The following is a 19,691-nucleotide window of genomic DNA, read 5'->3' as shown; positions in this document are numbered from 1 at the left end:
CACCAGTCACTGAACCAGGAGAGTTTCATGCTGCGCCTTATCGTTCCCACCGCTGCCATTTTGCTGGCGTCGTCTTTCAGCGCTCAGGCTGCGTCCTTGAGTGAGCAGAATCTCAACCGAGAACTGCGAAACGTCGCCGCACAAAGCAGTGCAGGCACTCCACGGGCGATCAACGAAGACATTCTTGATCAGGGCTACACCGTCGAAGGCAACACGCTGATCAATCATCTGAGCGTACAAAGCAGCCACGCCAACAAAATGCGTGCCGACCCAAAAGCCGTGTATTTCCAGCTGGGTGCCTCGGTATGCAACAACCCATCGTTCCGCAAACTGATGGCCAAGGGCGCGGTCATGCGCTACGACTTCACAGAAGTGAAGTCCAATCGCTCGGTCGGTTCCGCCAGCTATCAGGAATCGGATTGCCCGAAAGCAGCACCGGTCAAGAAGAAGTAATCATCGGGAATTGGCGCGCCGCTGTTCATCCTCGGCGCGCAGTTCTGCCACCAACGCCTGCAAATAACGCGAACGCCGCTCGCCGCCCTCCAGACGCCGGCAGCACTCCTCTTCGAGACTCAAATGATTGGTCTCGGCGGATGACTTCAGTAATCGATACAGCTGCGTATCGATTTCCAGAATGATTCTGGCCATGGTTTACAGCCTCCCTGCACCTCGCCCTGTTTGAGCGAAAATTCCTTGAACTGCTTGGACTGTGCGTCCTGCCTTTGACGCAAAGTTGTCGTGTCACGTCTGTAACTTAGTAAATCAGAGCGCCGGGCACGCGGCACGCGTTCAGACGAACGGCGAATTCACCTTGCAAATCGTCAATAAGCGGTTGCCAGGAAAGACTTTGCGGCGCAATGATCAAGCCAGCGAGAATCTCTGCAACGGTCTAGATTCAGAGTGTTCACGATCACTTTTCTGGGCAGGAAAGGGGCTGCCCGTCGCGTGTCTTGTTGTGCGAACGTTTCTTTCATCCAAGGGAAAAACAGAGCCTGTATGGACGACTCGAACCGAGTCGGGTGGAGCGCCCAGGCATGGGCTTGGGCTGACAGCGACACATGAGGTGTCGCGGCGCTGACGACTGTTTTGTCGGTGCCAAGGGTTCTGTGCAGAAGGAGAAGTTGAATGCCTTACCAACCGAATGACCTCCTGAGCCGTCATTTCGAAGAAAGCGGCCACGACCTCATCAGCAAGGTCGAAGAGCAACTCAACCTGGTCTCACCCAACAGCCCGAACATCCCGATTTACCGCGACATGATCCTGACCGTGCTGCGCATGGCCCAGGAAGATCACAACCGCTGGAATGCCAAGATCACCCTTCAAGCCCTGCGCGAACTGGAACATGCCTTCCGCGTGCTCGAGCAGTTCAGGGGACGACGCAAGGTCACGGTTTTCGGCTCGGCGCGCACGCCGATCGAACACCCGCTGTATGGCCTGGCCCGGGAACTCGGCGCCGCACTGGCGCGCTCGGACCTGATGGTCATCACCGGAGCCGGCGGCGGCATCATGGCGGCGGCCCATGAAGGTGCCGGCCTGGAACACAGTCTGGGGTTCAATATCACCCTGCCCTTCGAGCAGCATGCCAATCCCACCGTCCAGGGCACAGGCAACCTGCTGCCCTTCCATTTCTTCTTTACCCGCAAGTTGTTCTTCGTCAAAGAAGCCGATGCGCTGGTCCTGTGCCCGGGCGGTTTCGGCACCCTGGATGAAGCGCTCGAAGTGTTGACGTTGATTCAGACCGGTAAAAGCCCGCTGGTACCGGTGGTATTGCTGGACGCGCCGGGCGGCAAGTTCTGGCAAGGCGCGCTGGACTTCATTCACCATCAACTGGAGGAAAATCGCTACATCCTGCCCACCGACATGAAGCTTGTGAGCCTGGTCTACAGCGCCGAAGAAGCGGTGGAGCAGATCAATCAGTTCTACGGCAACTTCCACTCCAGTCGCTGGCTCAAGCATCAGTTCGTGATCCGCATGAACCACAAGCTCAGCGACCAGGCGCTCGAACACATGCAGGTAACGTTCGCCGACCTGTGCCTGAGCGATCACTTTCATCAGCATGCCTATAGCGGCGAGGAGCACGATGACGCGCAGTTCAGTCATCTGGCACGACTGGCCTTCAACTTCAACGCCAGGGATCATGGCCGCCTGCGGGAGCTGGTGGACTACATCAACCTGCCGGAAAACTGGGCCCATTCCAAACCCCAGGCGCAACAGCGCACGCGAGAACCGTCCAAGGTGACGTGAGGCAAAATCGAGGCAAAAAAAAACGGCCCGCTATCGAAATAGCGGGCCGTTTTTATTAATCATCCATTCCTCGACCGCTGAACAAGCGGCCGATCATTTCCATGGAGTATCCCCTATAACTCAGGAAACGCCCTTGCTTGGCGCGTTCCCGGACGTCTATCGGCAGATGCCCTGCAAATTTGCGTCGCCAGGTCTCTTCCAGTTGTTCCTGCCAGTTGATACCGCTCTCGCGCAAGGCGAGCTCGATGTCGTTACGTTGCAGGCCGCGCTGGCTCAGTTCTTCGCGAATACGCAAAGGGCCGTATCCGGAGCGAGCACGGTAGGAAACAAAGCTTTCGAGGTAACGGGCTTCGGACAGCAGGCCCTCTTCCGTCAGCCGGTCGAGTGCAGTGTCGATCATTTCAGGGAGAGCGCCGCGCTGACGCAGTTTACGCGTCAGCTCGACTCGACCATGCTCGCGTCGCGCGAGCAGGTCCATGGCGGTTCGCCGCACCGCGACGAGTGTATCGAGTACGGCGGTCATCGGATCAATCAGATATCAGCGTCAGCCAGGTCATCAGCCGTCTCTTTGACTGGCGATGCTTTGACGTCCGGCGCCGGGGTCAGCAGCTTGTCACGCAGTTGCTTCTCGAGCTTGGCGGCGATTTCCGGATTGTCTGCCAGGAACTTGGCCGAGTTGGCCTTGCCCTGACCGATCTTGGTGCCTTCATAGGCATACCAGGCACCGGACTTCTCAACAAAACCGTGCAGCACGCCCAAGTCGATCATCTCGCCGTTGAGGTAGATGCCCTTGCCGTAAAGAATCTGGAACTCGGCCTGACGGAACGGCGAAGCCACCTTGTTCTTGACGACTTTGACGCGGGTTTCGCTACCGACGACTTCATCACCTTCTTTCACCGCGCCAGTACGACGGATGTCCAGACGAACCGAAGCGTAGAACTTCAGCGCGTTACCACCGGTGGTGGTTTCCGGGCTGCCGAACATCACGCCGATTTTCATGCGGATCTGGTTGATGAAGATCACCAGGCAGTTGGCGTTCTTGATGTTACCGGTGATTTTACGCAGCGCTTGGGACATCAGACGGGCTTGCAGGCCCACGTGCATGTCACCCATCTCGCCTTCGATTTCAGCCTTCGGAACCAGCGCGGCCACGGAGTCGACGATGATCACGTCAACGGCGTTGGAACGCACCAGCATGTCGGTGATTTCCAGGGCCTGCTCGCCGGTGTCCGGCTGGGAAACCAGCAGGTCGTCGACGTTGACGCCCAGTTTGCCGGCGTATTCAGGGTCGAGGGCGTGTTCAGCGTCGACGAATGCGCAGGTCGCGCCGGCTTTTTGAGCCTGGGCGATCACCGACAAAGTCAGCGTGGTTTTACCGGAGGATTCAGGACCGTAGATTTCAACGATACGGCCTTTCGGCAGGCCGCCAATGCCGAGCGCGATGTCCAGACCCAGAGAGCCAGTGGAGATAGCCGGGATCGCCTGACGGTCCTGATCGCCCATACGCATTACGGCACCCTTGCCGAATTGACGTTCGATCTGACCCAGGGCCGCAGCCAAGGCTTTCTTCTTGTTGTCGTCCATTAAAGTCCTCACGTAATCAATAAGGCCTGACGGCCAACACCTGTATAAGTAGCCAGTATTATTCCACAGCGTTTCAGGATCGCCTACCCCTGATTTGAGATTTCTCCAGCGGCATGGCGCAGCAGCCCCTCTAGCGCGGCCTTAACCGTTTGTCGGCGGACCTCATCGCGGTTACCGGCGAAGTGCTGCACCTCGCTGAACACCTGCTCACCGACGCCCCAAGCCAGCCAGACCGTGCCGACCGGTTTGTTCGGCGACCCGCCATCCGGGCCGGCCACACCGCTGACCGCCACGGCAAAATGCGCCTGGCTTTTTTCCTGAGCGCCGCGAACCATCGCCTCGACCACCTCTCGACTGACCGCGCCTACCGCTGGGAACAATTCGGGAGGCACGTTCAACTGCTCGGTTTTCTGCCGGTTGGAATACGTCACATAACCGGCCTCGAACCACGCCGAACTCCCCGGAATGCGAGTGATCGCTTCCGAGATCCCGCCGCCGGTACAGGACTCGGCCGCAGTGACGTGGGCGTTGAGAACCTGCAAGCGCCTGCCAAGTTCAGCGGCCAGTTGAGTGATTTCTTTCACGGTCATCTCCTGAGCGAGCGGAATGAGCACTACCGTACACGAGCAGATTGCGCTTGCAAGGCGCAGGATCGATCAAAATGTTAGCGAGCGACGGCTCTGACATAGGCCTGACAAGCCTGCAAGGCTATCAGTCCGCTGTCGCCGGCATCGGTGATGGCGATAATTCGTTGAGCATGCGCCGGGTCAAGTCGGGCTCGCGCCGTTCCATGATCCACGCCGCCGGCGCCGGAGGTGGCTGACATTGAACAGCCTGAGGCAGCGTCATTGGCATCGAGGAGGACTGACAAGCGCACATCAGCAGTGGCAAGACGATCGCGCAGGCGACCTTGATCACGTTGGGCATCGCTAAGCGCTCGGAAATGGGTTTGTTCACTGGCCGACAGACGCTGCTCCAGCGCCAGACGCTTGTCCTGCTCGGCCTGTTGCCGGGTTACGGCGGCCAGTGTCAGCTGATTCAGTGCATCGGCATGCAGCCGGGCCTGTTCCGCGAGTTGTCGGCCATAACGCCAATCCTGAAATTGCCAGGCCAGCGCGGCCGAGCCAGCGCCTAACACCGCCAGTAACACAACAAGGCCGATTGCCTGGTAATTAACCGGCATCAGACCGAGGGCTGGCATAACACCGCCCTCGCCCGCGCCCAGAGTTGCAAGCGATCCTGCAAACCGTTCAGGCCGCCATTGATGCGGCGGGTGATGCTGTTGAACTGGTCGCGATCGGCCAGTTCGTTCAGGCCGTTTTGTTGCCAGAACCAGGCGGCTGACTCGGCGGCCCATTGGGGCTTTTCCAGCAGTTCAGGCAAAAACAACAAACGGTCATCGCCGAACAGTCCGAGGCTGCATTGGCGGTAATTGTCGCGACCGGTGATCTGGATCAGGCCTCGGCCGCGGTACTTTTGGCCGTCGCCGTCGGGTTCCGGGGTGTTGCCCAAACGGCTGGCCAACGTGCCGGTGTCGTACTTGCTCAAATACTGCTCACTGCCGAGTTCACGCACGTAATGCAGTTGCCCGGACTCATGACCGATTTGCGCGAGGAAGGCGGCGATGCGTTTCGGGGTGTTGATGCTGAAACGAAGCATGGCTTTGTTGAGAGCTGAAATGAAAACGCCCGCTTGGGAGCGGGCGTTGGGCATGATGCTTTCCAGCAGTTGTTGCGTAACAGTCATGGTTATACCCATAAATCAGTTCATGTCTTCACGACCGGGCATCCACACAGGTCGCCTCGATCGAACAGCGATAGCTGTTCTGACGACTGCCGCTGGCCGTAACCTTGTCGATTGACCAACGTCCTCGCATGAAATCAGGCCACGTACTGTCCAGCAGCACCAGGCCTTCGGCGGACAATCCTGGATTGCCCGGGCAGTCGATCTTCACCTTCAATGCTTCACGCATCATCCGACGTACCTCGCCCTCACCGGCGGCCCGGGCATCGCCTGCGCTTTGAAAGCGTTGCCTAAGGGTCTTGAACGGCGCGATGCCGCTTTCCTCGACACGCACCTCACCGGCGGCGGCATCCCACCAACTGGTCTTGCAGCCCTGGTACTTTGCCCGCGCGGTTTCTTCGAGTGTTGCAGCGATAAAAGACTGCTCGCCGGGACGATTATTGGTCGTCACCGAGAGCTTAATGTCCGGCATGACGTTGCCCGACAGCGACTTCGCCTGACCACGTCGTGCCAGCACATACAGGTCGTTGACCGGTTTGGCGACACCGTCATGGAGACAGGCAAGCCGGGTCAGAAAGCCCATGTCCGTCTCGTTGGACTGATCGATATGTTCAATCTTGATTTGCGCCAGATCAGGAGTCACGCGCGGTGAAAATCCATGCCTGGATGTCAGCTGGCGAAACAGCGCCCCCACGGTGGTCGGACCGTGGCTGATGGATCGGCGCTGCTTGAAGCCGGTCTCATCCGTGGCACTGAACGGTGCCGCCGTGGCCACCAGTGTCATACGCAGGGGAAACAGCGTCGGCGTGCGACGTGTGACGACGAATTCACCTTTATCAACCAGGCCCGATTCCACATAGCCCACTCGCAAGCCGATTTTTCCGCCCAGGCTCGGTAATCCTTCGAGTCCTTCCAGGTTAATGACAAGCGTCAGTTGATCGGATTCTATCCCCGCCGCATCGATGTGCTGCCATGAAATCAGCCGCTCGTTGAGTAGCGCAGCGTTTGCGCCGTAAATCTCCACCGAGGGTGTAAAACCAAGTGACATGCTGCCTCCTTAATCCCAGGCCGAAGCCGGCCTGGGTGCAATGGGTTTTGAACCCAGCTCGGGCAGGAGCACCCGCACGCCCGCCGGCAATACCGGGCCATATTCGGCGAGCCCCGGATTGAGACGCCAAAGCGCCTCCTCAGCGACATCGTCACAACGCTCAAGTGACCGGTACAGCAGCAGGTTCACCGAATCACCAGCAATACTTCGAACATTACGCATTGGCGAACTCCAATAAATCGATGAACCACTCGACCACCATCGCAGTGCCGTCATCAAGCACGTTCGACTGGGTTTCCGACACCGTGATGATCTGCCACAGCCCCCAATTACGGCTGATGCCGTCAACCAACGGCACAGGGACGCGCAGTGCCTGCAACGCTCGCAATTCGTCAAGCCGGTCCATCGCCGTCGCGTACATCGATTTGCCCGATATCTTCAACGTTTGCAGGCCTTGACCGGTTTGACTGGAGATGGGTTTACCGGTGGCAACGTCGATGATCTTCCAGCCTCCATCCGCCCCGTGCGCCAAGCTGCTGTAAGCGAAGTTTCTGGACAGGCCGAAAATGAAATTGCCCAACACCATTTGCTGGCGCATCAGGTACCTCCGTCGGTCAGGGCCGCATCACTGCGCATGGCGAGTGAGTTGGGCAGGGTCATAAGTCCGAATTGGCCGGTAATCTGTTGCACAACCAGGTTCGCCAACTGACTGGCGCTGGCCTGATCCTGGCCATTGATGTAGATGTTCGCCGTCATCGCGTTCTGCTGATTGCTCGTCCGGGCGCTGGCCAGGTCTTTGCTGACCTGATCCGGAGCGGCAAGTTGGTCGGCCGGTGCGGCGAGTTTTTCGCCCAGCCAGCTACCCGACTCTCCACCTATCCAGCTCCCTGCCAGTCCGCCGACGACCGCGCCTACCGCCCCGCCAATGGCAGTGACAAGGACCGGGCCGAACAAGGTCCCCACAGCAGCGCCCATGGAAGCACCTGCCGAAGCCCCCGCCCAACCGCCGCCCGCAGCTCCCAGGCCAGTGCCGAGCATCTTGAGGTCGCCGCTCATCGTGCCTTCAATCACATCGGGGGCGGCCTTTAACGCAAATGCTCCAGGTAAAAAACGCTTGAATACGCCCAATGAACCGCTCATGCCTTTCAGAGAATTGCCGGGGAGACGGGGAGCCTCGCCGCCCAATACTCGCTTGGCCGCCTGACTGGTCATCTCATCCATCACGGCTTTGAACAGCGCCTCCACCAGCGGTTTGACCGCTGCTGCAACCAACACGATTGCAGCAGTGGCTTTCGGTGAGGTTTCAGCAGATTCGCTCAAGCTATCAACCAGGGAACCAAGCGGGTGAAGCAAGCTATTCGTCACAGGTGCCAGCGCATTGCCCGTGGCCACCGTCAAGCGATCAGTCCTTGCGCTCATAACGTTCAACTGGCCTTGCCGGGTTTTCGACAGCGCGAGTGCGTCTTGCCTTACCGAGCCGTTGTTACCCAATTCCGACGTCGCGTACTGGGCGGTATCTTTCACCTGCCAGAAGGCGCCATTCACATCGGCAAGGTTTTGCGCCATGCGCAGTGCCGCTTTATCACCATTGCCAAACAGGGTGAAGGCAAGCGTCGGGCGTGTCTCGGCAGGTTGCGCGTTCAAGGCCGCGAGCACCGACATCACCGTGCCAGGTGCCGCGTCCTTGTCACGCAATCCACTCGCCACCGCTTTCGGCTCAAGACCCAGTTGCTTCCACGCTGCCCGCTCGGTTTTGGAGGCCTGATCTCCCTTGCCCATGGCAGTGGCGATGTCTTTCAGCGCTACGCCGGCTTCATCCTTCTGCGTACCGGTATTCAACAATGCCGTCGTTAACGCGGCGGCTTGCGCGGGTGCCAGGCCTGCTGCTGTAGCAGCACTACCATCACGCTGCAAAACGGCGCCGATGTCAGCCGCTTTCGCACCACCGGGTATCTTGCCCAGATGGTTGACTGCATCCGCTAGGTCAAAGGCTTGAGCACCGTTGAGCTTCATGGACGTGCGCCAGCCGACCATCATCTCAGCGACATCCATGGCCGGCATCTTGAACGCCGATGCGGCGACGCCAGCATCACTGGCGAAGCGCAGCAGATCAAACCGTCGGTCCGAAGCATCGGGCAGATCACCAGCGATTCCTGCCTTGGCGGCAAGACTTGCAATCCTCACCAGATCAACCGCTTTGGTCCCTCCGGCAGCCACCAGCGCAGAGCTGGCAATGTGCTGGGTTGACTGCGCCATCTCTTCGCTCTGGCGCGGGGTAAACTGGCCTGCCTGCTTCAGTTCGGCCCTGGCTAAATCCATCGCTATCGCGGGTTTAAGCAGGTCCGGCGGTTCGATACTGCTACCCGACTTGCCCGCACTCTTCTGCTCGCAGGCTGACGCACACTTTTCACCGGCTCCCGTCGTCTGCGGTAACAATCGTTGCGACGAAAGCTTTAAGGTCAACGACTCAATAGCCGTTGTCAGCAGCCCGAGCTTGATCCCGACATTTTCCAGCGCCAGACCGAGGCCAGGCATTTGATTCCTGGCGGAGGGGCCCGTACCTTGCGCTGACATAACGCTTATGGCTGCGGTAGTCAGGCTGGTATTTGCGAACGCCAACCCACCGTTATCGATGGCTGCGTATTTGAGCGAATATCTATCGTCCGCCATCCCGCTTACTCCTGTTTCACGCCAAGGCGAGTGATCGCAATGTCGTAGCGGCGCAATGCCTTGCCGGCGTCCCATTCCAGAATGTCCGCCTCACTTACCGGGTAAATGAGCGGCACCACATCGAGGATTACTTCGATGTCGCGTTCCGAAAGTAGTCCGCCGGTTTGTTTAAAAAATCGTCGATGCGTACCTGAAGCTGTGTCCAGTCGGGCACGGTCAACAGATCCAGATCGGGAAGCATCAACCCGGTGCAATGGGCGGTGATGAACTCGGCGCGTTCCTTGGCCGTCTTCAGTTTTTTCATCGCTTTGGTGGCACGCAGTACCGGCATTTCCAGGGTCAGAGAGGTCAGGCTGCAGCCCGCTGCATCGAGCGGTTGCAGCAATTGCACTTGGTCGGGATTGTCCGATGCGGCTTCAGTGTCCCGCTGTAGAAAATACGACGCCGGACGAGTCGACATCTCATGCACGTACTGCGCGATGCTCACGTAGTCCGGGCGCTTGAGCTGGTCGAGCTCCTTGACCGACAGGCCGGTGGCCAATTTCGCCAGCTCGAAGAACTGGTCGTCCTCATCATCACCGGCACGGGCCAGGGCTTCTTTTTGTGCAGCGTAAAACAACGGTTTGAGCTGAATCTGCTCGAGTGTCGATTGGTCGGCGGCGGTGATCGGCGACAACAAGACGTGAACAGGTGGTGTCCAGGACATGAATTGAATTCCTTGGGTGTGCAACCTGTGGGAGCTATGTGGCGAGGGGGCTTGCCCCCGTTGGAGTGCGAAGCGCGCCCAAAAATCTTCATAGCTGTCGAGATTTTGGGGCTGCTACGCAACCCAACGGGGGCAAGCCCCCTCGCCACATACCTCGCTCCCACAGGGACTGCGTTTAACGGAGTTGCATGGGGATAGTGCGAGGGGTTACGGAATCAAAACAGCGCGGCGGGCATCACCGAGAATGTCCACGCCGTTGAGCACGAACTTTTGCGTGCGCACGTCGATGTCGATCACGGGGATGCCGTTTTCGAGACGGTTGTAGGTGCGGCAGGACAGCTCGAGGGTGGTCTTGGGTTTATCGTTCATTTTGAGGACGGCTTCCTCAAGGGATTTCAACTTGCCGCCAACGGTGTGGTAGGTAAACCAGGTGTTACCGTCCTGATCCTGACCGGCTTCACGCACGTTCAACAGAATGTCGTCGCCCAGCTTCACGCCGAGGGCGAGCATGATCTCCGGTCCGGCGCCTTGCAGGATCAGCGTGGAGGTCAGCGCCTTGCCACTTTTGGCCATTTCTTCGCCAATGAAGCGGCCGCCGACCATGTTTTCCATCTCGAACTCGATCTTCGGCGGGGTGAACTCTTCCACGGTCGCCGACAACGGCAGGCCTTGTAGGGTGGCCGCGATGGCCTGTCTTACGCGGTTGGTAAACATTAGAGAACATCCTCCAGGAACTGCTCGATGATTTCATCGCGGGCGTTGAGTTGATAAACCATGTGTTCGTTCGGCGCGTAGCGGCCGTAGTCGATGACGATGAACCAGGTGCCGTTCTTGTACTTCTCGACACTGTTCAATTCCGGGTGCAGGTACACGCTGCCGCCGGGGATGGTTTCGTCGGCGACCAGGGTTTGCAGCCAGTCGTTGATGCGCTTGACCTCCTGATCCATGAACGACTTGGTCAGGTTCTTGGCCATGGCTTTCTGGCCAGCCTTGACCAGCTTGCGGCTGATCGCATCTTCGAGGCCGACGTAGCTGATGAACTTGCCGGTGATGGAGCGGTTACCCAGCAGCGAGAAACCGCCGAGGATGGTTCGGGCGTAGTAGCTGATGCCGTAGCGGTTGAGCAGATCGCCTTCGGTGGAGGTGTCGAGGATGTTGTATTCCACGACCCGCGACACGTCCTCGGCATAGGTCACCTGGTTGCCTGGGCTCTCCCATTGCTTGACCTTGGCCAAGGCCGCGATGGCGAGGCTCGATGGCGACAGAAACACGTTCTTCTTCGCCGCTTTGGAGTAAACGGCCGGCATGTTGTGCACGACCAGGCAACGGTCGAAACCGAGGTCCGCACCGCCCAGTTCCTGGCTGTAGGTCACTTGATCGGCCACCGCGGCATCCTTGCCGTCGAGTACCACCCGCGCCTTGATACGCTTGCCAAACGAGGCGAACTCGCTGGCCACGGCTTTGGTGCCGGTGAAGCCTGGTGCGCCGATGATGGTCAGGTCTTCCGGGACGCCGCTCAGTGCGGCCAGGCCCAGTTTTCGACCAGTCAGAGGCTCAACGCCGCCGATCACGTTATTCATAGTATCCGCCGGGGTGGCGCCCTCTTCAACGATGACCACATAGACCGGCACCTTGACCACTTTCAGGATCTGGAACACCGCGTGAAACAGCGTGCCCGCCTCGGTGCCAGTCGGATCGAGCAGCGCCTGTGTGGTGAAACTGTTGATGCGGAACGGCGCATTACGGGGAATCAGCGGATCGGCCTTCGGCGCGGTGCCGATCAGACCAATGACGTTGTCGCCGAGGCCGCCCATGGCCTCAGGGGATTCAGTGGCATTGACGGTGATGCCGTTGTGCTCGAAGTTCAAAACCTCAGCCATGTTATTCAGCCTTCTTGGCAGCGGCCTTCACGGCCTTGGTGGATGTGGATTTCAGCTCCAGGCGACCGGCGCTGAGCAGTGCGTTGGCCTCGACGTCGAGCAGCTCCAGCTCTTGTCCGGTGATGGACCAGTGACCGCGTCCGGTGGGGAACGGGACGAGGACGGTGTAGGTTTGGCGGATAGACATTTGCGAATTTCTCCAGACGCAAAAACACAAAAGCCCCGTCATGGGGTGTTGTGCGGGCGAAAAAAAACCGCTTTCGCGGTGGGGGTTACTTCACGAAGGCCGGGAGTTCCGGCCACACCAACTCAGCAGGGTGTTCAGCCATCTCAGGAATATCCCGCAGCGCCTTACGGTAAGCGGTGACCTGTGCCAGTTGGGCAGCCGTGACCGGATAATCCGGCAACTGAGTAAAATCCGTCGCGCGCAGAAGCTGATCGCGACGGGTACGAACCGCCGCCCATTCGATTTCAGGAAACGGCACTGCGAGCGGCATTTGTGTGCTGCTGATGACAGGTGTATCAGACATGATTAACTCCTTAACTAAATGCTACAGTTTCAGCGAGCGACAACTTGGTTTTAAGATCACCCAAATTAAACAAACGGCCGTTACCGACTCGCATGGTGTCGATGCGTACGGTTGTGTAATAAATATTCGGGACCAGAATACGCATAATGATATTCCCATTAGCGTCAACATAAACAGCAGGTGTCATGTTGCCGAACGTCGATACATTTTGCAGTGTACGAGTGGGTTGATAGCAGTAACCAACCAACGTCTCCTCAATGATCTTTGCCGTTCCGTAGCTATAGCCCTTGATATTAAACCAAAACATTTCCGAATTGACGTTGATGTTTAGCGGGACTTTGAAATGCATGTAAACATTTAAGCTGACGCCCAGGTCCGTCGAAACAAAGTCGCCCTGCGCGCCCACGGCCTGCACACCTCCTGTACCCGTGACGAACCCTTGCAGCAAGTTACGGCGAATGGTTCCAAGTGCTGCCGGGTCTCCTTCAACGTCCTTGAGATTGCGCCATTCATTGAACTGGCTCAGTGCAGTGGTCATGGTGCCATTGATGCTACCAATCTTTCCATTGACGACAGTGGTCAGGTTATTGGCCGCCGTCACTAGCGATGCGACAGTAGTTTCTAAACTCACGTTTCAAATTCCTATGCAATTAATCAGGTCGGCATAGTATTCAGGTACGAATACTTTCCATGTGAACACTTCGTATCGTCTTACTTGCTTTGCAGCGACATCACTCGAAGCAGCAACTCGACATGTCGTACCATGTTGTCAATATCGGCGCAGGCGAGCGCTGTAAATTCTTCGCTTAACAGAATGTTGAGATTTTCCGATCCCACAATCACCGTTACGCTTTCCGCTGGCAACGGTGAAACATCCAATGTGAACTTTTGCAGGACTCGAGCGGCGGCGGCCTTATACGTCAGCAATTTTCCGGCAACGGAATAAACCGCAAGCAAAGTGCCGCTGGCAAGATAAAAGCCGAATTCACCAATTTCATATTCATCCGGGCCACTGAACAGCGCCCCCATCCGAAGTTCCCCAGCGCCCAGGTCCTCATAATCAACAATCGCCACCCGCTGGCGCTCATCACGAAGAGCCGTTTCCGAACCATTCGGGTCATAACGCGCCGTGCCGGCTCCGATATGGGTAATTTCTCCTTTCAAGCCTTGGTTTTTTGCCTGTAACACTTCTGCCAAACCGGCGGAAGTGAAGCGAACCAAGCGCGTAATTTCATCTGTCATGGCAGCGCCTTGAGGTCGTCGTTCGTTAATGGTTTAGCACCAGGAGCCCCCGGCGCAGGTAAGTCCGGCCCTTAACTTTGACCGGGAAGTGCGGCGCGAAGAGGCAACTCGCCAACCGAAAGCGGTACCCACATCGCACTGCTCAACACCAGCGAGCCCCTGAGTTTTACCTCAGGCAAAGCGGCTGGCTGGCTGTCGTCGCGGATAGTCAGCCCAGGATCGGCCGCGGCAGTCATCCGCAGACCACCGTGTGTTTCATGGACGATGGTGATAGTTGCTTCGTCGCGCTCGCTTTTGGCCGCATTGATGCGGCGAATCAAGCGCGTGTGATCGCCGCTCGACCAACTGCGCCCGATAATCGCCTGAACGTCGAAGGTGTAGGGATTGCCGCGCGGCCGCTGTTGGTACCAAGGCGAGATGTAGGGCGTAAAACCCATCGACTCGACAGCGTGACTCAACGCTTTGTCAGTGCCGGCCTGACGCTGGATTTGCCAGGAAAGCGCGACCGTCAGGCGCTTTTCTGATTCGCTGGCCTCCGTGTCCCACTCGCCGACTCCGCGATCCAGCGCAAGGTACGGAAGGAATTCGAAGGGCGCGGCGGACGGTTCCATCAACTCTGGAAACGGAGGCTCGATGCGCTCAAGCAATGTGCCAAAGCCAAGATCGAGGGCTTTTTCCAACGGTGAACTGTTGGCAGGCAACAGGCTCGGACGAGACTTGTCGTCACTCATAACGTATTCACCTCGACCTCTACGCCCGTGCAATAAGGTGCTTCGAAGGCAGTTGTCACAATTGGCTCGACCGGCTCGAGGATCTGCAACTGAACCGCGCCGGCACTGTGCAACGTGTAGTCGATCCAGCTCGGGTCGACCCGCCCTTCAAGTCGATGGCAGCTGTCGGCATACGCCTGCAACTGCTGCTGCGCGGCCACCTTGGTCAACCCGGAATCAGGCCCGGCGTTGATCTTCGCCACGACATGGATTTTGTAGGTCTTGATGTGCGCGCCCTGCACCGTGACAAGGTCTGTTTCAGGGCGCACATCGGGTCGGGCGAAATGCTGGCGAACCCCGTCAAGCAACGCTTCGGAGGGCGTGCCATCACCCTCGCGGGCCAGTACGGTGACCATCACCTCGCCGGGGGCAGTGCGGCGTCCGTTGCCGTCCTTGACCTGAGCGGCGTAGCCGTCCGGGTCGAACGTGTAGGTGACCGTCACCACGCCCGCAGCAGCGGTTTCCACCTTGACGGTTGGTCGCTCACCGAGGGTGAACACCTCTCGACGGTATTGCATGCGCGACCCTGCCGCCGGTGCATGGGGCGCCAGGTAGTAACGCAGCCGGGCGTCATCGTCGCTTTCATAAACCGGGGCCACTGGCGGGAATGCCGCCGGATCGCCCGGATCGAGTAATTGACGCTCAAGGCCCATGTCCGCCAGTCGCGCATCAAGATTACTCCCCGTCGCCCACCACGCCAGCATCTGCTTGATCCGGGCGTTGTATTTGCGCTCGTGGATTTGCAGGCGCACACAAAAGGCTTCAAGGGCCAGGGTCAGCAACTCGCTCTCGTTGTCGAGGCTGACTTTGAGTTTTTCCGCACGCTCGGGAGAACGGGCGCCGACGTACTCAACGACAAACGTCTTGAACTCCGCGAGCAAATCTTCGAACGCTTCGACGGTGACGATCGAAGGTTCGGCCAGCTGATTCTGGCCAGGTATCAACATGCTCATGTCACCACCTCGAATGTCTGATTACGGTTTTTCCAGAGGCCCGCGAAACGCAGCAACAGCCCTGCTCCGTGGCGGCTGGCAACAATGACCTGCGGCTGGAAATCACCAATGCCATTTTGCTCGTTGTAAAACGCCTGCGCCGCATGGCTCTGGGCAAGCATCAGCAAATCGTCGCCGAGGTTTTGTCCCAAGAGATTCGGGATCAACGAGCCATACAAAGGACGCTTCTGACGAGTGCCCAAAGGCGTGGTCAACGCCCGGGTCGCGCGTTGTACAAACTGCGGCCAGTCGTCGACCGTCACGCCGGTGTTTCTATCGATTCCGATCATGGAAAACTCTTTATGCAGTGCTAATGACTCGCCCCTGGTGATCCACCACGGGGCCGCTCAGGTGCACACCGGAGGCGTCGAGCACTAAGCCGGTCGCGCCCAGTTGCAGTTGGATCGCCTCAGGCGTCATGACCAACCGGGCCGGACCGATGCTCAGTTCGAGCGCTTCACGAGTGCCGGCGAATGTGGCCGGTCCGTTTTGCCAGCGCAGGGTATGACTGGCGTCGTCGTAGCCACTTTCGGTGCCGTCCTGATAGCGGCGTCGCGTCAACGACGCCTGCGTTGAGACCGGCGGAAACTGGCCACCGTTGAGGCCGAACAACGCGACGGACTGGCCGCCGCTGTCGCCGCCGCCATGGTTCAGCAGCACGCACTGTTCACCGACGGAGGGAATGCGCGACTCGCTTTGCGCCCCGGCACTCGGGTTGAAAAAGCGGATGGCCGGGGTCAGCAACTCACCGTGGCGGACCTTGCACGTGTTGCTGGCCGGATCGACTTCCTCACACACGCCAATGCGGCAGAGGCTGTCGGTACGCCGATGCAGGTCTTCGATTTCGGTTTCCATTTCGGCCAGGCGTTCGATGAGAGGGCCCAGTTGCTGGTTGAACAGTGCGTCGAACATGGATTACTCCTCGAGTGGCTGGTACTGGTCCGGATCGTCGATGTTCGACACCTCCCAGGTACGGGCAAATTTCGGAGTGCCCAAAGGGTCGTCCAGCAGTAAAGGGCCGAGGTACAAGGTCTGGCTGAAGGAAACGGTCCAGGTGGTGTATTCCCGGGCGCCGCTGATGAACGTGGACGCAATGCCATCGATGTTCATCGGCAGATCGCATTGATCGGCGGGCAGTTTCCAGCGATTGTCAGTGATCAGGTTTTTCAGCTGGCAGCCCAGATCGCAGGCGGCCAGCGCGGAAACGGGCGAGACGACCTGCAACGAAACGGTCATGGCATGAGCGATGCGTCCGTCATTGCTACGGTCACCCGGCGCGTTGTGTTCCAGCGCAATCAGAACCCAGTCGGTATCAACCGTACTGTCGAAGTCTTGATGGCTGGTTACTTTCAAACCTGCAATGGCAGCGAGCAGCGCCTCGGTGACGGCGTAAACCAACTGCGAAGGCTTTTCGATGATGGCGGGCATTAATGGCCTCCTTTTCTTTTTAGCGATGCGAAGATCAACGAGGCCTGGTCACTGTCGATCAGAGCCAGAATCGCGCGGCGGCACGTCGCAAACACCGATTCGCTTGGCCGCCCAGCGCTCATAAAGTCCGATGGCCACGTCCGCCCCGGCCATCGCCGTCAGACAGCCAAACGCACCCGCAGCCCACATCGACATGCCCGCCGCGTACAACAGCATGATGGCCGACACCCCGCAGACCATGCAGGCTCCGGATCGCAACGCCAGGCGCCGCAGCAATGACCAGCCGCGAGCGCCCTCCTTGTCAGCGCGCCACATTTCACCAGACACCCCACCCACCAGCGCGAGGACGATGACGAGCCAGATCGGCATGTCCAGCAACGCTTGTTGCTCGTTTGTCATGTCACGCCTCCCAGGGGGATTGATGCGTGCTTGAATGGCACGACGTGAAAAGGCATTGAAAAAACCCGGCGAGCGCCGGGTTCTTCGGTATTGCATTGCTATCCGTTGCAACGGCTTGAACGAACTGATGGATTACCAGGGCACGACGGGCCAATTGATGTTTCGCGGATAGTCCGGTTGATTTTTCACTTCACTCACGGCAACGACGTATTGCTTGTATGCCAGCAGCAAAGTTTCGTCCGACGGTGTGGCGATGCCGAGATCAACCTTGTATGGCAAAGGATTGAACATCAGCCAACGGCCTGCCTCTTCCAGCAGTTGCTGTGTGCGACCAAGCGCCTGATTGAGCAGCTCTTCGTAGGTCGGTTCGGTAAATGTCCAGACACCGTTGATTTGCTCTGCCTTCCATCCCACCTGGATGTCCGTGTTACCCGTTACATCAACCCAGATAATCCACGGTGCGTTGGGAATCGGCGCTTGGTCGGCGTCGACCAGTGCGGTGACCGCTCCCTTCATCCCGTCTACGCATGCATATCGGTTCATCTTCCAACTCCTTGTAAGGTTTGCAGCGGATGCTGCTTTTCATTTCTGCAAGCCGGGTCGCGCAGCGACAGCCCTTGCACGAGCTGCGGACGGGTTATGCGGTTTTTGTCTTGTTGCGATTTCAGATCGTGTTCAAGGCAGCTCGGGCCAGATAATGGTCAGCGGAAAGCCAGGCTGTTTATTGACCTGATTGAAGGCGATGCAGTACTCCTTGAAAGCAAGCAGGTAAGCCTGCTCCGCGACCGTGGCCACGCCCAGGTCGACTTTGAATTGCAATGCCAGGGACTCAACGCTGGCCGTGACATTGTCGAGTCGCCGGACCTTTTCATTGCGCAGTTGCTCACCGAGCGGCGAGCTTGGATAAGGGAAGCCCGAGTTGAAGCTCCATACACCGTCGGTGTTGACGGCGTTGTAGGAGTAGTCGACCTGGTTGCTGGACAACCCGGTGACCTCGACCCAGAGCTGGTCGGACGGAAACTCGTCAGCGATCGGGTTGACGGTCTGGAAGATGTTGTCGACTTTGCCGCCGACAATGCGTGCGTACTTTTTCATGCTTATGTCCTTATTGTTCACCGGCATCCCGGTATCGCGACTTCTGCCCCGAGGTAGGCATTCCAAAAAGCCCGGCGCGTGCCGGGCTTTTCAGTAATGCGGTCCTTCGCGTTGATCTTTCGGCGCTACTGGCGCGGTACGGATCCATTCAGATTGTTTTTCCGACCGCGGTCCCTGCCCGCCGGATAACTGCTTCTGGTGCTTTACGCTGCACACCCGGGTCAGTTGCCAACCCTCTGAACCGTTGAGGCCGGTTCATCGCTGCCTTTGTGGTGGAACTAAAGAGCTTCGTTTCGAACCGCTTTGATGAGCGGCTTGAGACAAAGAATATGCATGGATGCATATACAGTCAATGCACAAACGCATTTATTTGTGCGCAAGGAATGCACTGACGCATTAAAGTCCCGCAGACAAAGGCGCTGACGGTTTGTGGCAGGCGAAAAAAAACCCGCTCGGAGGCGGGTTTTAATGCAGAGCGGTGAGGTTAACGGGCGTACATGCCCCACCAGAAGACGTGACCGAGGATGACGATTTGCTCTTCCTGGACTTCCTGGAAGGTGTAGTCCTCGTCCGGATGCTCATCGCGATTGAAGCTGCGCAGACGGATACCGGTGGGCAAACGGTAAAGCTGTTTTACCCGCAACTGGCCGTTGTGATTGATGGCGTACAGGTCGCCATCAACGATGTCGCCAATCCCGCACTTGCCCGCATTCACGCCAACGGTGGCGCCATCGCGCAGCACCGGCAACATGCTGTTGCCGCGCACCGTCACGCATTTGGCCTGATCGAACTGCACACCATTATGGCGCAAACTGCGCTTGCCGAAGCGCAGGCTAGAGCGCTCGCTTTCCTCGATGACGAATCTTCCTGATCCAGCAGCCAATTCAACCTCGCGAAGAAAGGGGACCGACACCTCGTCATCATCGACGGGCGTATCGTCGTCCCACAGACTTATGTCCTTGAGTTCGGAATGCAATTGATCGCGCCCGGTATTGGCGATGGCAGCGACATCCGCGCGTCCCCGCAACTGGTCGGTGCTCACGGCGAAGTACTCGGCGATCTTCGAGATGTGTTTATCCGAAGGATCGACGATCTTCCCGCTGAGGATCCGCGAGAGAGTGGATTGAGGCACGCCGGTGCGACGGTGAAGCTCCGTGGGGGAGATCCCGTGCTGATCGAGCAGCGCTCTTAGGACGGTAGAAACATTGCGTTTTTGCATAACCGGCATAGTGCTTGATCTTTTTTTGGAAGACAAATGCTGATTTGCATAGTCGTGCATTTTTTTGCGCCAGCCGGCATCCGTACCACCTTCTGCGCAAGGCGAATTGCTGTAGAATCCCGCGAAATTCAGGAGGGCGCG

The 19,691-nt window shown here is 58.2% G+C and carries 28 protein-coding genes; 2 read left to right on the top strand and 26 right to left on the bottom strand.

Annotated features, from left to right (window positions below):
• The first annotated feature begins 27 nt into the window (after window positions 1–27).
• Window positions 28–453: a PA3611 family quorum-sensing-regulated virulence factor gene (locus tag ACA060_RS05800; RefSeq protein WP_109628248.1), complete on the top strand. Its 426-nt coding sequence runs from the start codon at window positions 28–30 to the stop codon at window positions 451–453.
• On the opposite strand, the gene ACA060_RS05795 is transcribed toward ACA060_RS05800, so the two are convergent.
• Entirely contained in the window at window positions 454–648 is a 195-nt protein-coding gene (locus tag ACA060_RS05795; RefSeq protein WP_109628247.1) for a hypothetical protein, read from the bottom strand. It abuts the gene before it with no gap.
• A gap of 477 nt (window positions 649–1,125) precedes the next feature.
• Between ACA060_RS05795 and ACA060_RS05790 the strand changes: the two genes are divergently transcribed.
• On the top strand, window positions 1,126–2,244 hold the full coding sequence (locus ACA060_RS05790) for an LOG family protein (RefSeq protein ID WP_497315975.1): 1,119 nt from the start codon (window positions 1,126–1,128) through the stop codon (window positions 2,242–2,244).
• Between the two features lie 55 nt (window positions 2,245–2,299).
• Here ACA060_RS05790 and recX read toward each other — a convergent pair whose 3' ends face one another.
• The 25 genes from recX to ACA060_RS05665 all read right to left on the bottom strand — a co-directional run bounded on the left by recX (window position 2,300) and on the right by ACA060_RS05665 (window position 19,550).
• Entirely contained in the window at window positions 2,300–2,767 is a 468-nt protein-coding gene (gene recX / locus ACA060_RS05785; protein ID WP_497315973.1) for a recombination regulator RecX, read from the bottom strand.
• 8 nt (window positions 2,768–2,775) lie between these two features.
• Window positions 2,776–3,828, bottom strand: a complete 1,053-nt coding sequence (gene recA / locus ACA060_RS05780) for a recombinase RecA (RefSeq protein WP_007907270.1) — start codon at window positions 3,826–3,828, stop codon at window positions 2,776–2,778.
• Between the two features lie 83 nt (window positions 3,829–3,911).
• Window positions 3,912–4,412: a CinA family protein gene (locus ACA060_RS05775; protein WP_109635965.1), complete on the bottom strand. Its 501-nt coding sequence runs from the start codon at window positions 4,410–4,412 to the stop codon at window positions 3,912–3,914.
• Window positions 4,413–4,492: 80 nt separating this feature from the next.
• On the bottom strand, window positions 4,493–5,029 hold the full coding sequence (locus ACA060_RS05770) for a lysis system spanin subunit (protein ID WP_497315971.1): 537 nt from the start codon (window positions 5,027–5,029) through the stop codon (window positions 4,493–4,495).
• Window positions 5,011–5,574: a glycoside hydrolase family 19 protein gene (locus tag ACA060_RS05765; RefSeq protein ID WP_497315969.1), complete on the bottom strand. Its 564-nt coding sequence runs from the start codon at window positions 5,572–5,574 to the stop codon at window positions 5,011–5,013. The genes ACA060_RS05770 and ACA060_RS05765 overlap by 19 nt, the downstream gene beginning before the upstream one ends.
• Before the next feature lie 28 nt (window positions 5,575–5,602).
• Window positions 5,603–6,619, bottom strand: coding sequence for a phage late control D family protein (locus tag ACA060_RS05760; RefSeq protein WP_497315967.1), 1,017 nt, complete (start codon window positions 6,617–6,619; stop codon window positions 5,603–5,605).
• Between the two features lie 9 nt (window positions 6,620–6,628).
• Window positions 6,629–6,841, bottom strand: a complete 213-nt coding sequence (locus ACA060_RS05755; protein WP_497315965.1) for a tail protein X — start codon at window positions 6,839–6,841, stop codon at window positions 6,629–6,631.
• Complete coding sequence (locus ACA060_RS05750; RefSeq protein ID WP_497315963.1) at window positions 6,834–7,217, bottom strand: phage tail protein; 384 nt, start codon at window positions 7,215–7,217, stop codon at window positions 6,834–6,836. Before ACA060_RS05750 ends, ACA060_RS05755 begins: the two co-directional genes overlap by 8 nt.
• On the bottom strand, window positions 7,217–9,289 hold the full coding sequence (locus ACA060_RS05745) for a phage tail tape measure protein (protein ID WP_497315961.1): 2,073 nt from the start codon (window positions 9,287–9,289) through the stop codon (window positions 7,217–7,219). Before ACA060_RS05745 ends, ACA060_RS05750 begins: the two co-directional genes overlap by 1 nt.
• A 127-nt stretch (window positions 9,290–9,416) precedes the next feature.
• Window positions 9,417–9,995, bottom strand: coding sequence for a phage tail assembly protein (locus ACA060_RS05740; protein WP_497315959.1), 579 nt, complete (start codon window positions 9,993–9,995; stop codon window positions 9,417–9,419).
• A gap of 207 nt (window positions 9,996–10,202) precedes the next feature.
• Complete coding sequence (locus tag ACA060_RS05735; protein ID WP_497315957.1) at window positions 10,203–10,709, bottom strand: phage major tail tube protein; 507 nt, start codon at window positions 10,707–10,709, stop codon at window positions 10,203–10,205.
• Window positions 10,709–11,875, bottom strand: a complete 1,167-nt coding sequence (locus ACA060_RS05730; protein ID WP_497315955.1) for a phage tail sheath protein — start codon at window positions 11,873–11,875, stop codon at window positions 10,709–10,711. The genes ACA060_RS05735 and ACA060_RS05730 overlap by 1 nt, the downstream gene beginning before the upstream one ends.
• A gap of 1 nt (window position 11,876) precedes the next feature.
• Entirely contained in the window at window positions 11,877–12,062 is a 186-nt protein-coding gene (locus ACA060_RS05725) for a hypothetical protein (RefSeq protein WP_497315953.1), read from the bottom strand.
• A gap of 85 nt (window positions 12,063–12,147) precedes the next feature.
• Window positions 12,148–12,405: a tail fiber assembly protein gene (locus ACA060_RS05720; RefSeq protein ID WP_497315951.1), complete on the bottom strand. Its 258-nt coding sequence runs from the start codon at window positions 12,403–12,405 to the stop codon at window positions 12,148–12,150.
• Window positions 12,406–12,415: 10 nt separating this feature from the next.
• Window positions 12,416–13,036 carry a hypothetical protein gene (locus ACA060_RS05715; protein ID WP_497315949.1) on the bottom strand — a complete coding sequence of 207 codons (621 nt, stop codon included), beginning with the start codon at window positions 13,034–13,036 and terminating at the stop codon, window positions 12,416–12,418.
• An 80-nt stretch (window positions 13,037–13,116) separates the two neighbouring features.
• Complete coding sequence (locus tag ACA060_RS05710; RefSeq protein ID WP_497315947.1) at window positions 13,117–13,647, bottom strand: hypothetical protein; 531 nt, start codon at window positions 13,645–13,647, stop codon at window positions 13,117–13,119.
• Between the two features lie 71 nt (window positions 13,648–13,718).
• Window positions 13,719–14,378, bottom strand: a complete 660-nt coding sequence (locus tag ACA060_RS05705; RefSeq protein WP_497315945.1) for a phage tail protein I — start codon at window positions 14,376–14,378, stop codon at window positions 13,719–13,721.
• Entirely contained in the window at window positions 14,375–15,370 is a 996-nt protein-coding gene (locus ACA060_RS05700; RefSeq protein ID WP_497315943.1) for a baseplate J/gp47 family protein, read from the bottom strand. The genes ACA060_RS05705 and ACA060_RS05700 overlap by 4 nt, the downstream gene beginning before the upstream one ends.
• Window positions 15,367–15,699 carry a GPW/gp25 family protein gene (locus ACA060_RS05695; RefSeq protein ID WP_221108517.1) on the bottom strand — a complete coding sequence of 111 codons (333 nt, stop codon included), beginning with the start codon at window positions 15,697–15,699 and terminating at the stop codon, window positions 15,367–15,369. Before ACA060_RS05695 ends, ACA060_RS05700 begins: the two co-directional genes overlap by 4 nt.
• 10 nt (window positions 15,700–15,709) lie before the next feature.
• Window positions 15,710–16,321 carry a phage baseplate assembly protein V gene (locus ACA060_RS05690; protein WP_497315941.1) on the bottom strand — a complete coding sequence of 204 codons (612 nt, stop codon included), beginning with the start codon at window positions 16,319–16,321 and terminating at the stop codon, window positions 15,710–15,712.
• Window positions 16,322–16,324: 3 nt separating this feature from the next.
• Window positions 16,325–16,837, bottom strand: coding sequence for a hypothetical protein (locus tag ACA060_RS05685; protein WP_497315939.1), 513 nt, complete (start codon window positions 16,835–16,837; stop codon window positions 16,325–16,327).
• 48 nt (window positions 16,838–16,885) lie between these two features.
• On the bottom strand, window positions 16,886–17,236 hold the full coding sequence (locus tag ACA060_RS05680; protein ID WP_497315937.1) for a phage holin family protein: 351 nt from the start codon (window positions 17,234–17,236) through the stop codon (window positions 16,886–16,888).
• Between the two features lie 132 nt (window positions 17,237–17,368).
• On the bottom strand, window positions 17,369–17,779 hold the full coding sequence (locus ACA060_RS05675; RefSeq protein WP_497315935.1) for a tail fiber assembly protein: 411 nt from the start codon (window positions 17,777–17,779) through the stop codon (window positions 17,369–17,371).
• Between the two features lie 132 nt (window positions 17,780–17,911).
• On the bottom strand, window positions 17,912–18,331 hold the full coding sequence (locus tag ACA060_RS05670; RefSeq protein WP_497315933.1) for a tail fiber assembly protein: 420 nt from the start codon (window positions 18,329–18,331) through the stop codon (window positions 17,912–17,914).
• Between the two features lie 484 nt (window positions 18,332–18,815).
• Window positions 18,816–19,550: a LexA family transcriptional regulator gene (locus tag ACA060_RS05665; protein ID WP_497318185.1), complete on the bottom strand. Its 735-nt coding sequence runs from the start codon at window positions 19,548–19,550 to the stop codon at window positions 18,816–18,818.
• Window positions 19,551–19,691 lie beyond the last annotated feature (141 nt).

The sequence above is a fragment of the Pseudomonas sp. LBUM1671 genome (assembly GCF_059695685.1).
Note: the sequence above shows the minus strand (reverse complement) of the source record. Positions and strands in the feature narration are given on the sequence as shown.

Bases quoted from the DNA above. Each gene is read 5' to 3' on its own strand.
- ACA060_RS05800 (WP_109628248.1), top strand. From the start codon at position 28: ATGCTGCGCCTTATCGTTCCCACCGCTGCCATTTTGCTGGCGTCGTCT.
- ACA060_RS05795 (WP_109628247.1), bottom strand. From the start codon at position 648: ATGGCCAGAATCATTCTGGAAATCGATACGCAGCTGTATCGATTACTG.
- ACA060_RS05790 (WP_497315975.1), top strand. From the start codon at position 1,126: ATGCCTTACCAACCGAATGACCTCCTGAGCCGTCATTTCGAAGAAAGC.
- recX (WP_497315973.1), bottom strand. From the start codon at position 2,767: ATGACCGCCGTACTCGATACACTCGTCGCGGTGCGGCGAACCGCCATG.
- recA (WP_007907270.1), bottom strand. From the start codon at position 3,828: ATGGACGACAACAAGAAGAAAGCCTTGGCTGCGGCCCTGGGTCAGATC.
- ACA060_RS05770 (WP_497315971.1), bottom strand. From the start codon at position 5,029: ATGCCAGCCCTCGGTCTGATGCCGGTTAATTACCAGGCAATCGGCCTT.
- ACA060_RS05765 (WP_497315969.1), bottom strand. From the start codon at position 5,574: ATGACTGTTACGCAACAACTGCTGGAAAGCATCATGCCCAACGCCCGC.
- ACA060_RS05760 (WP_497315967.1), bottom strand. From the start codon at position 6,619: ATGTCACTTGGTTTTACACCCTCGGTGGAGATTTACGGCGCAAACGCT.
- ACA060_RS05755 (WP_497315965.1), bottom strand. From the start codon at position 6,841: ATGCGTAATGTTCGAAGTATTGCTGGTGATTCGGTGAACCTGCTGCTG.
- ACA060_RS05750 (WP_497315963.1), bottom strand. From the start codon at position 7,217: ATGCGCCAGCAAATGGTGTTGGGCAATTTCATTTTCGGCCTGTCCAGA.
- ACA060_RS05745 (WP_497315961.1), bottom strand. From the start codon at position 9,289: ATGGCGGACGATAGATATTCGCTCAAATACGCAGCCATCGATAACGGT.
- ACA060_RS05740 (WP_497315959.1), bottom strand. From the start codon at position 9,995: ATGTCCTGGACACCACCTGTTCACGTCTTGTTGTCGCCGATCACCGCC.
- ACA060_RS05735 (WP_497315957.1), bottom strand. From the start codon at position 10,709: ATGTTTACCAACCGCGTAAGACAGGCCATCGCGGCCACCCTACAAGGC.
- ACA060_RS05730 (WP_497315955.1), bottom strand. From the start codon at position 11,875: ATGGCTGAGGTTTTGAACTTCGAGCACAACGGCATCACCGTCAATGCC.
- ACA060_RS05725 (WP_497315953.1), bottom strand. From the start codon at position 12,062: ATGTCTATCCGCCAAACCTACACCGTCCTCGTCCCGTTCCCCACCGGA.
- ACA060_RS05720 (WP_497315951.1), bottom strand. From the start codon at position 12,405: ATGTCTGATACACCTGTCATCAGCAGCACACAAATGCCGCTCGCAGTG.
- ACA060_RS05710 (WP_497315947.1), bottom strand. From the start codon at position 13,647: ATGACAGATGAAATTACGCGCTTGGTTCGCTTCACTTCCGCCGGTTTG.
- ACA060_RS05705 (WP_497315945.1), bottom strand. From the start codon at position 14,378: ATGAGTGACGACAAGTCTCGTCCGAGCCTGTTGCCTGCCAACAGTTCA.
- ACA060_RS05700 (WP_497315943.1), bottom strand. From the start codon at position 15,370: ATGAGCATGTTGATACCTGGCCAGAATCAGCTGGCCGAACCTTCGATC.
- ACA060_RS05695 (WP_221108517.1), bottom strand. From the start codon at position 15,699: ATGATCGGAATCGATAGAAACACCGGCGTGACGGTCGACGACTGGCCG.
- ACA060_RS05690 (WP_497315941.1), bottom strand. From the start codon at position 16,321: ATGTTCGACGCACTGTTCAACCAGCAACTGGGCCCTCTCATCGAACGC.
- ACA060_RS05685 (WP_497315939.1), bottom strand. From the start codon at position 16,837: ATGCCCGCCATCATCGAAAAGCCTTCGCAGTTGGTTTACGCCGTCACC.
- ACA060_RS05680 (WP_497315937.1), bottom strand. From the start codon at position 17,236: ATGACAAACGAGCAACAAGCGTTGCTGGACATGCCGATCTGGCTCGTC.
- ACA060_RS05675 (WP_497315935.1), bottom strand. From the start codon at position 17,779: ATGAACCGATATGCATGCGTAGACGGGATGAAGGGAGCGGTCACCGCA.
- ACA060_RS05670 (WP_497315933.1), bottom strand. From the start codon at position 18,331: ATGAAAAAGTACGCACGCATTGTCGGCGGCAAAGTCGACAACATCTTC.
- ACA060_RS05665 (WP_497318185.1), bottom strand. From the start codon at position 19,550: ATGCAAAAACGCAATGTTTCTACCGTCCTAAGAGCGCTGCTCGATCAG.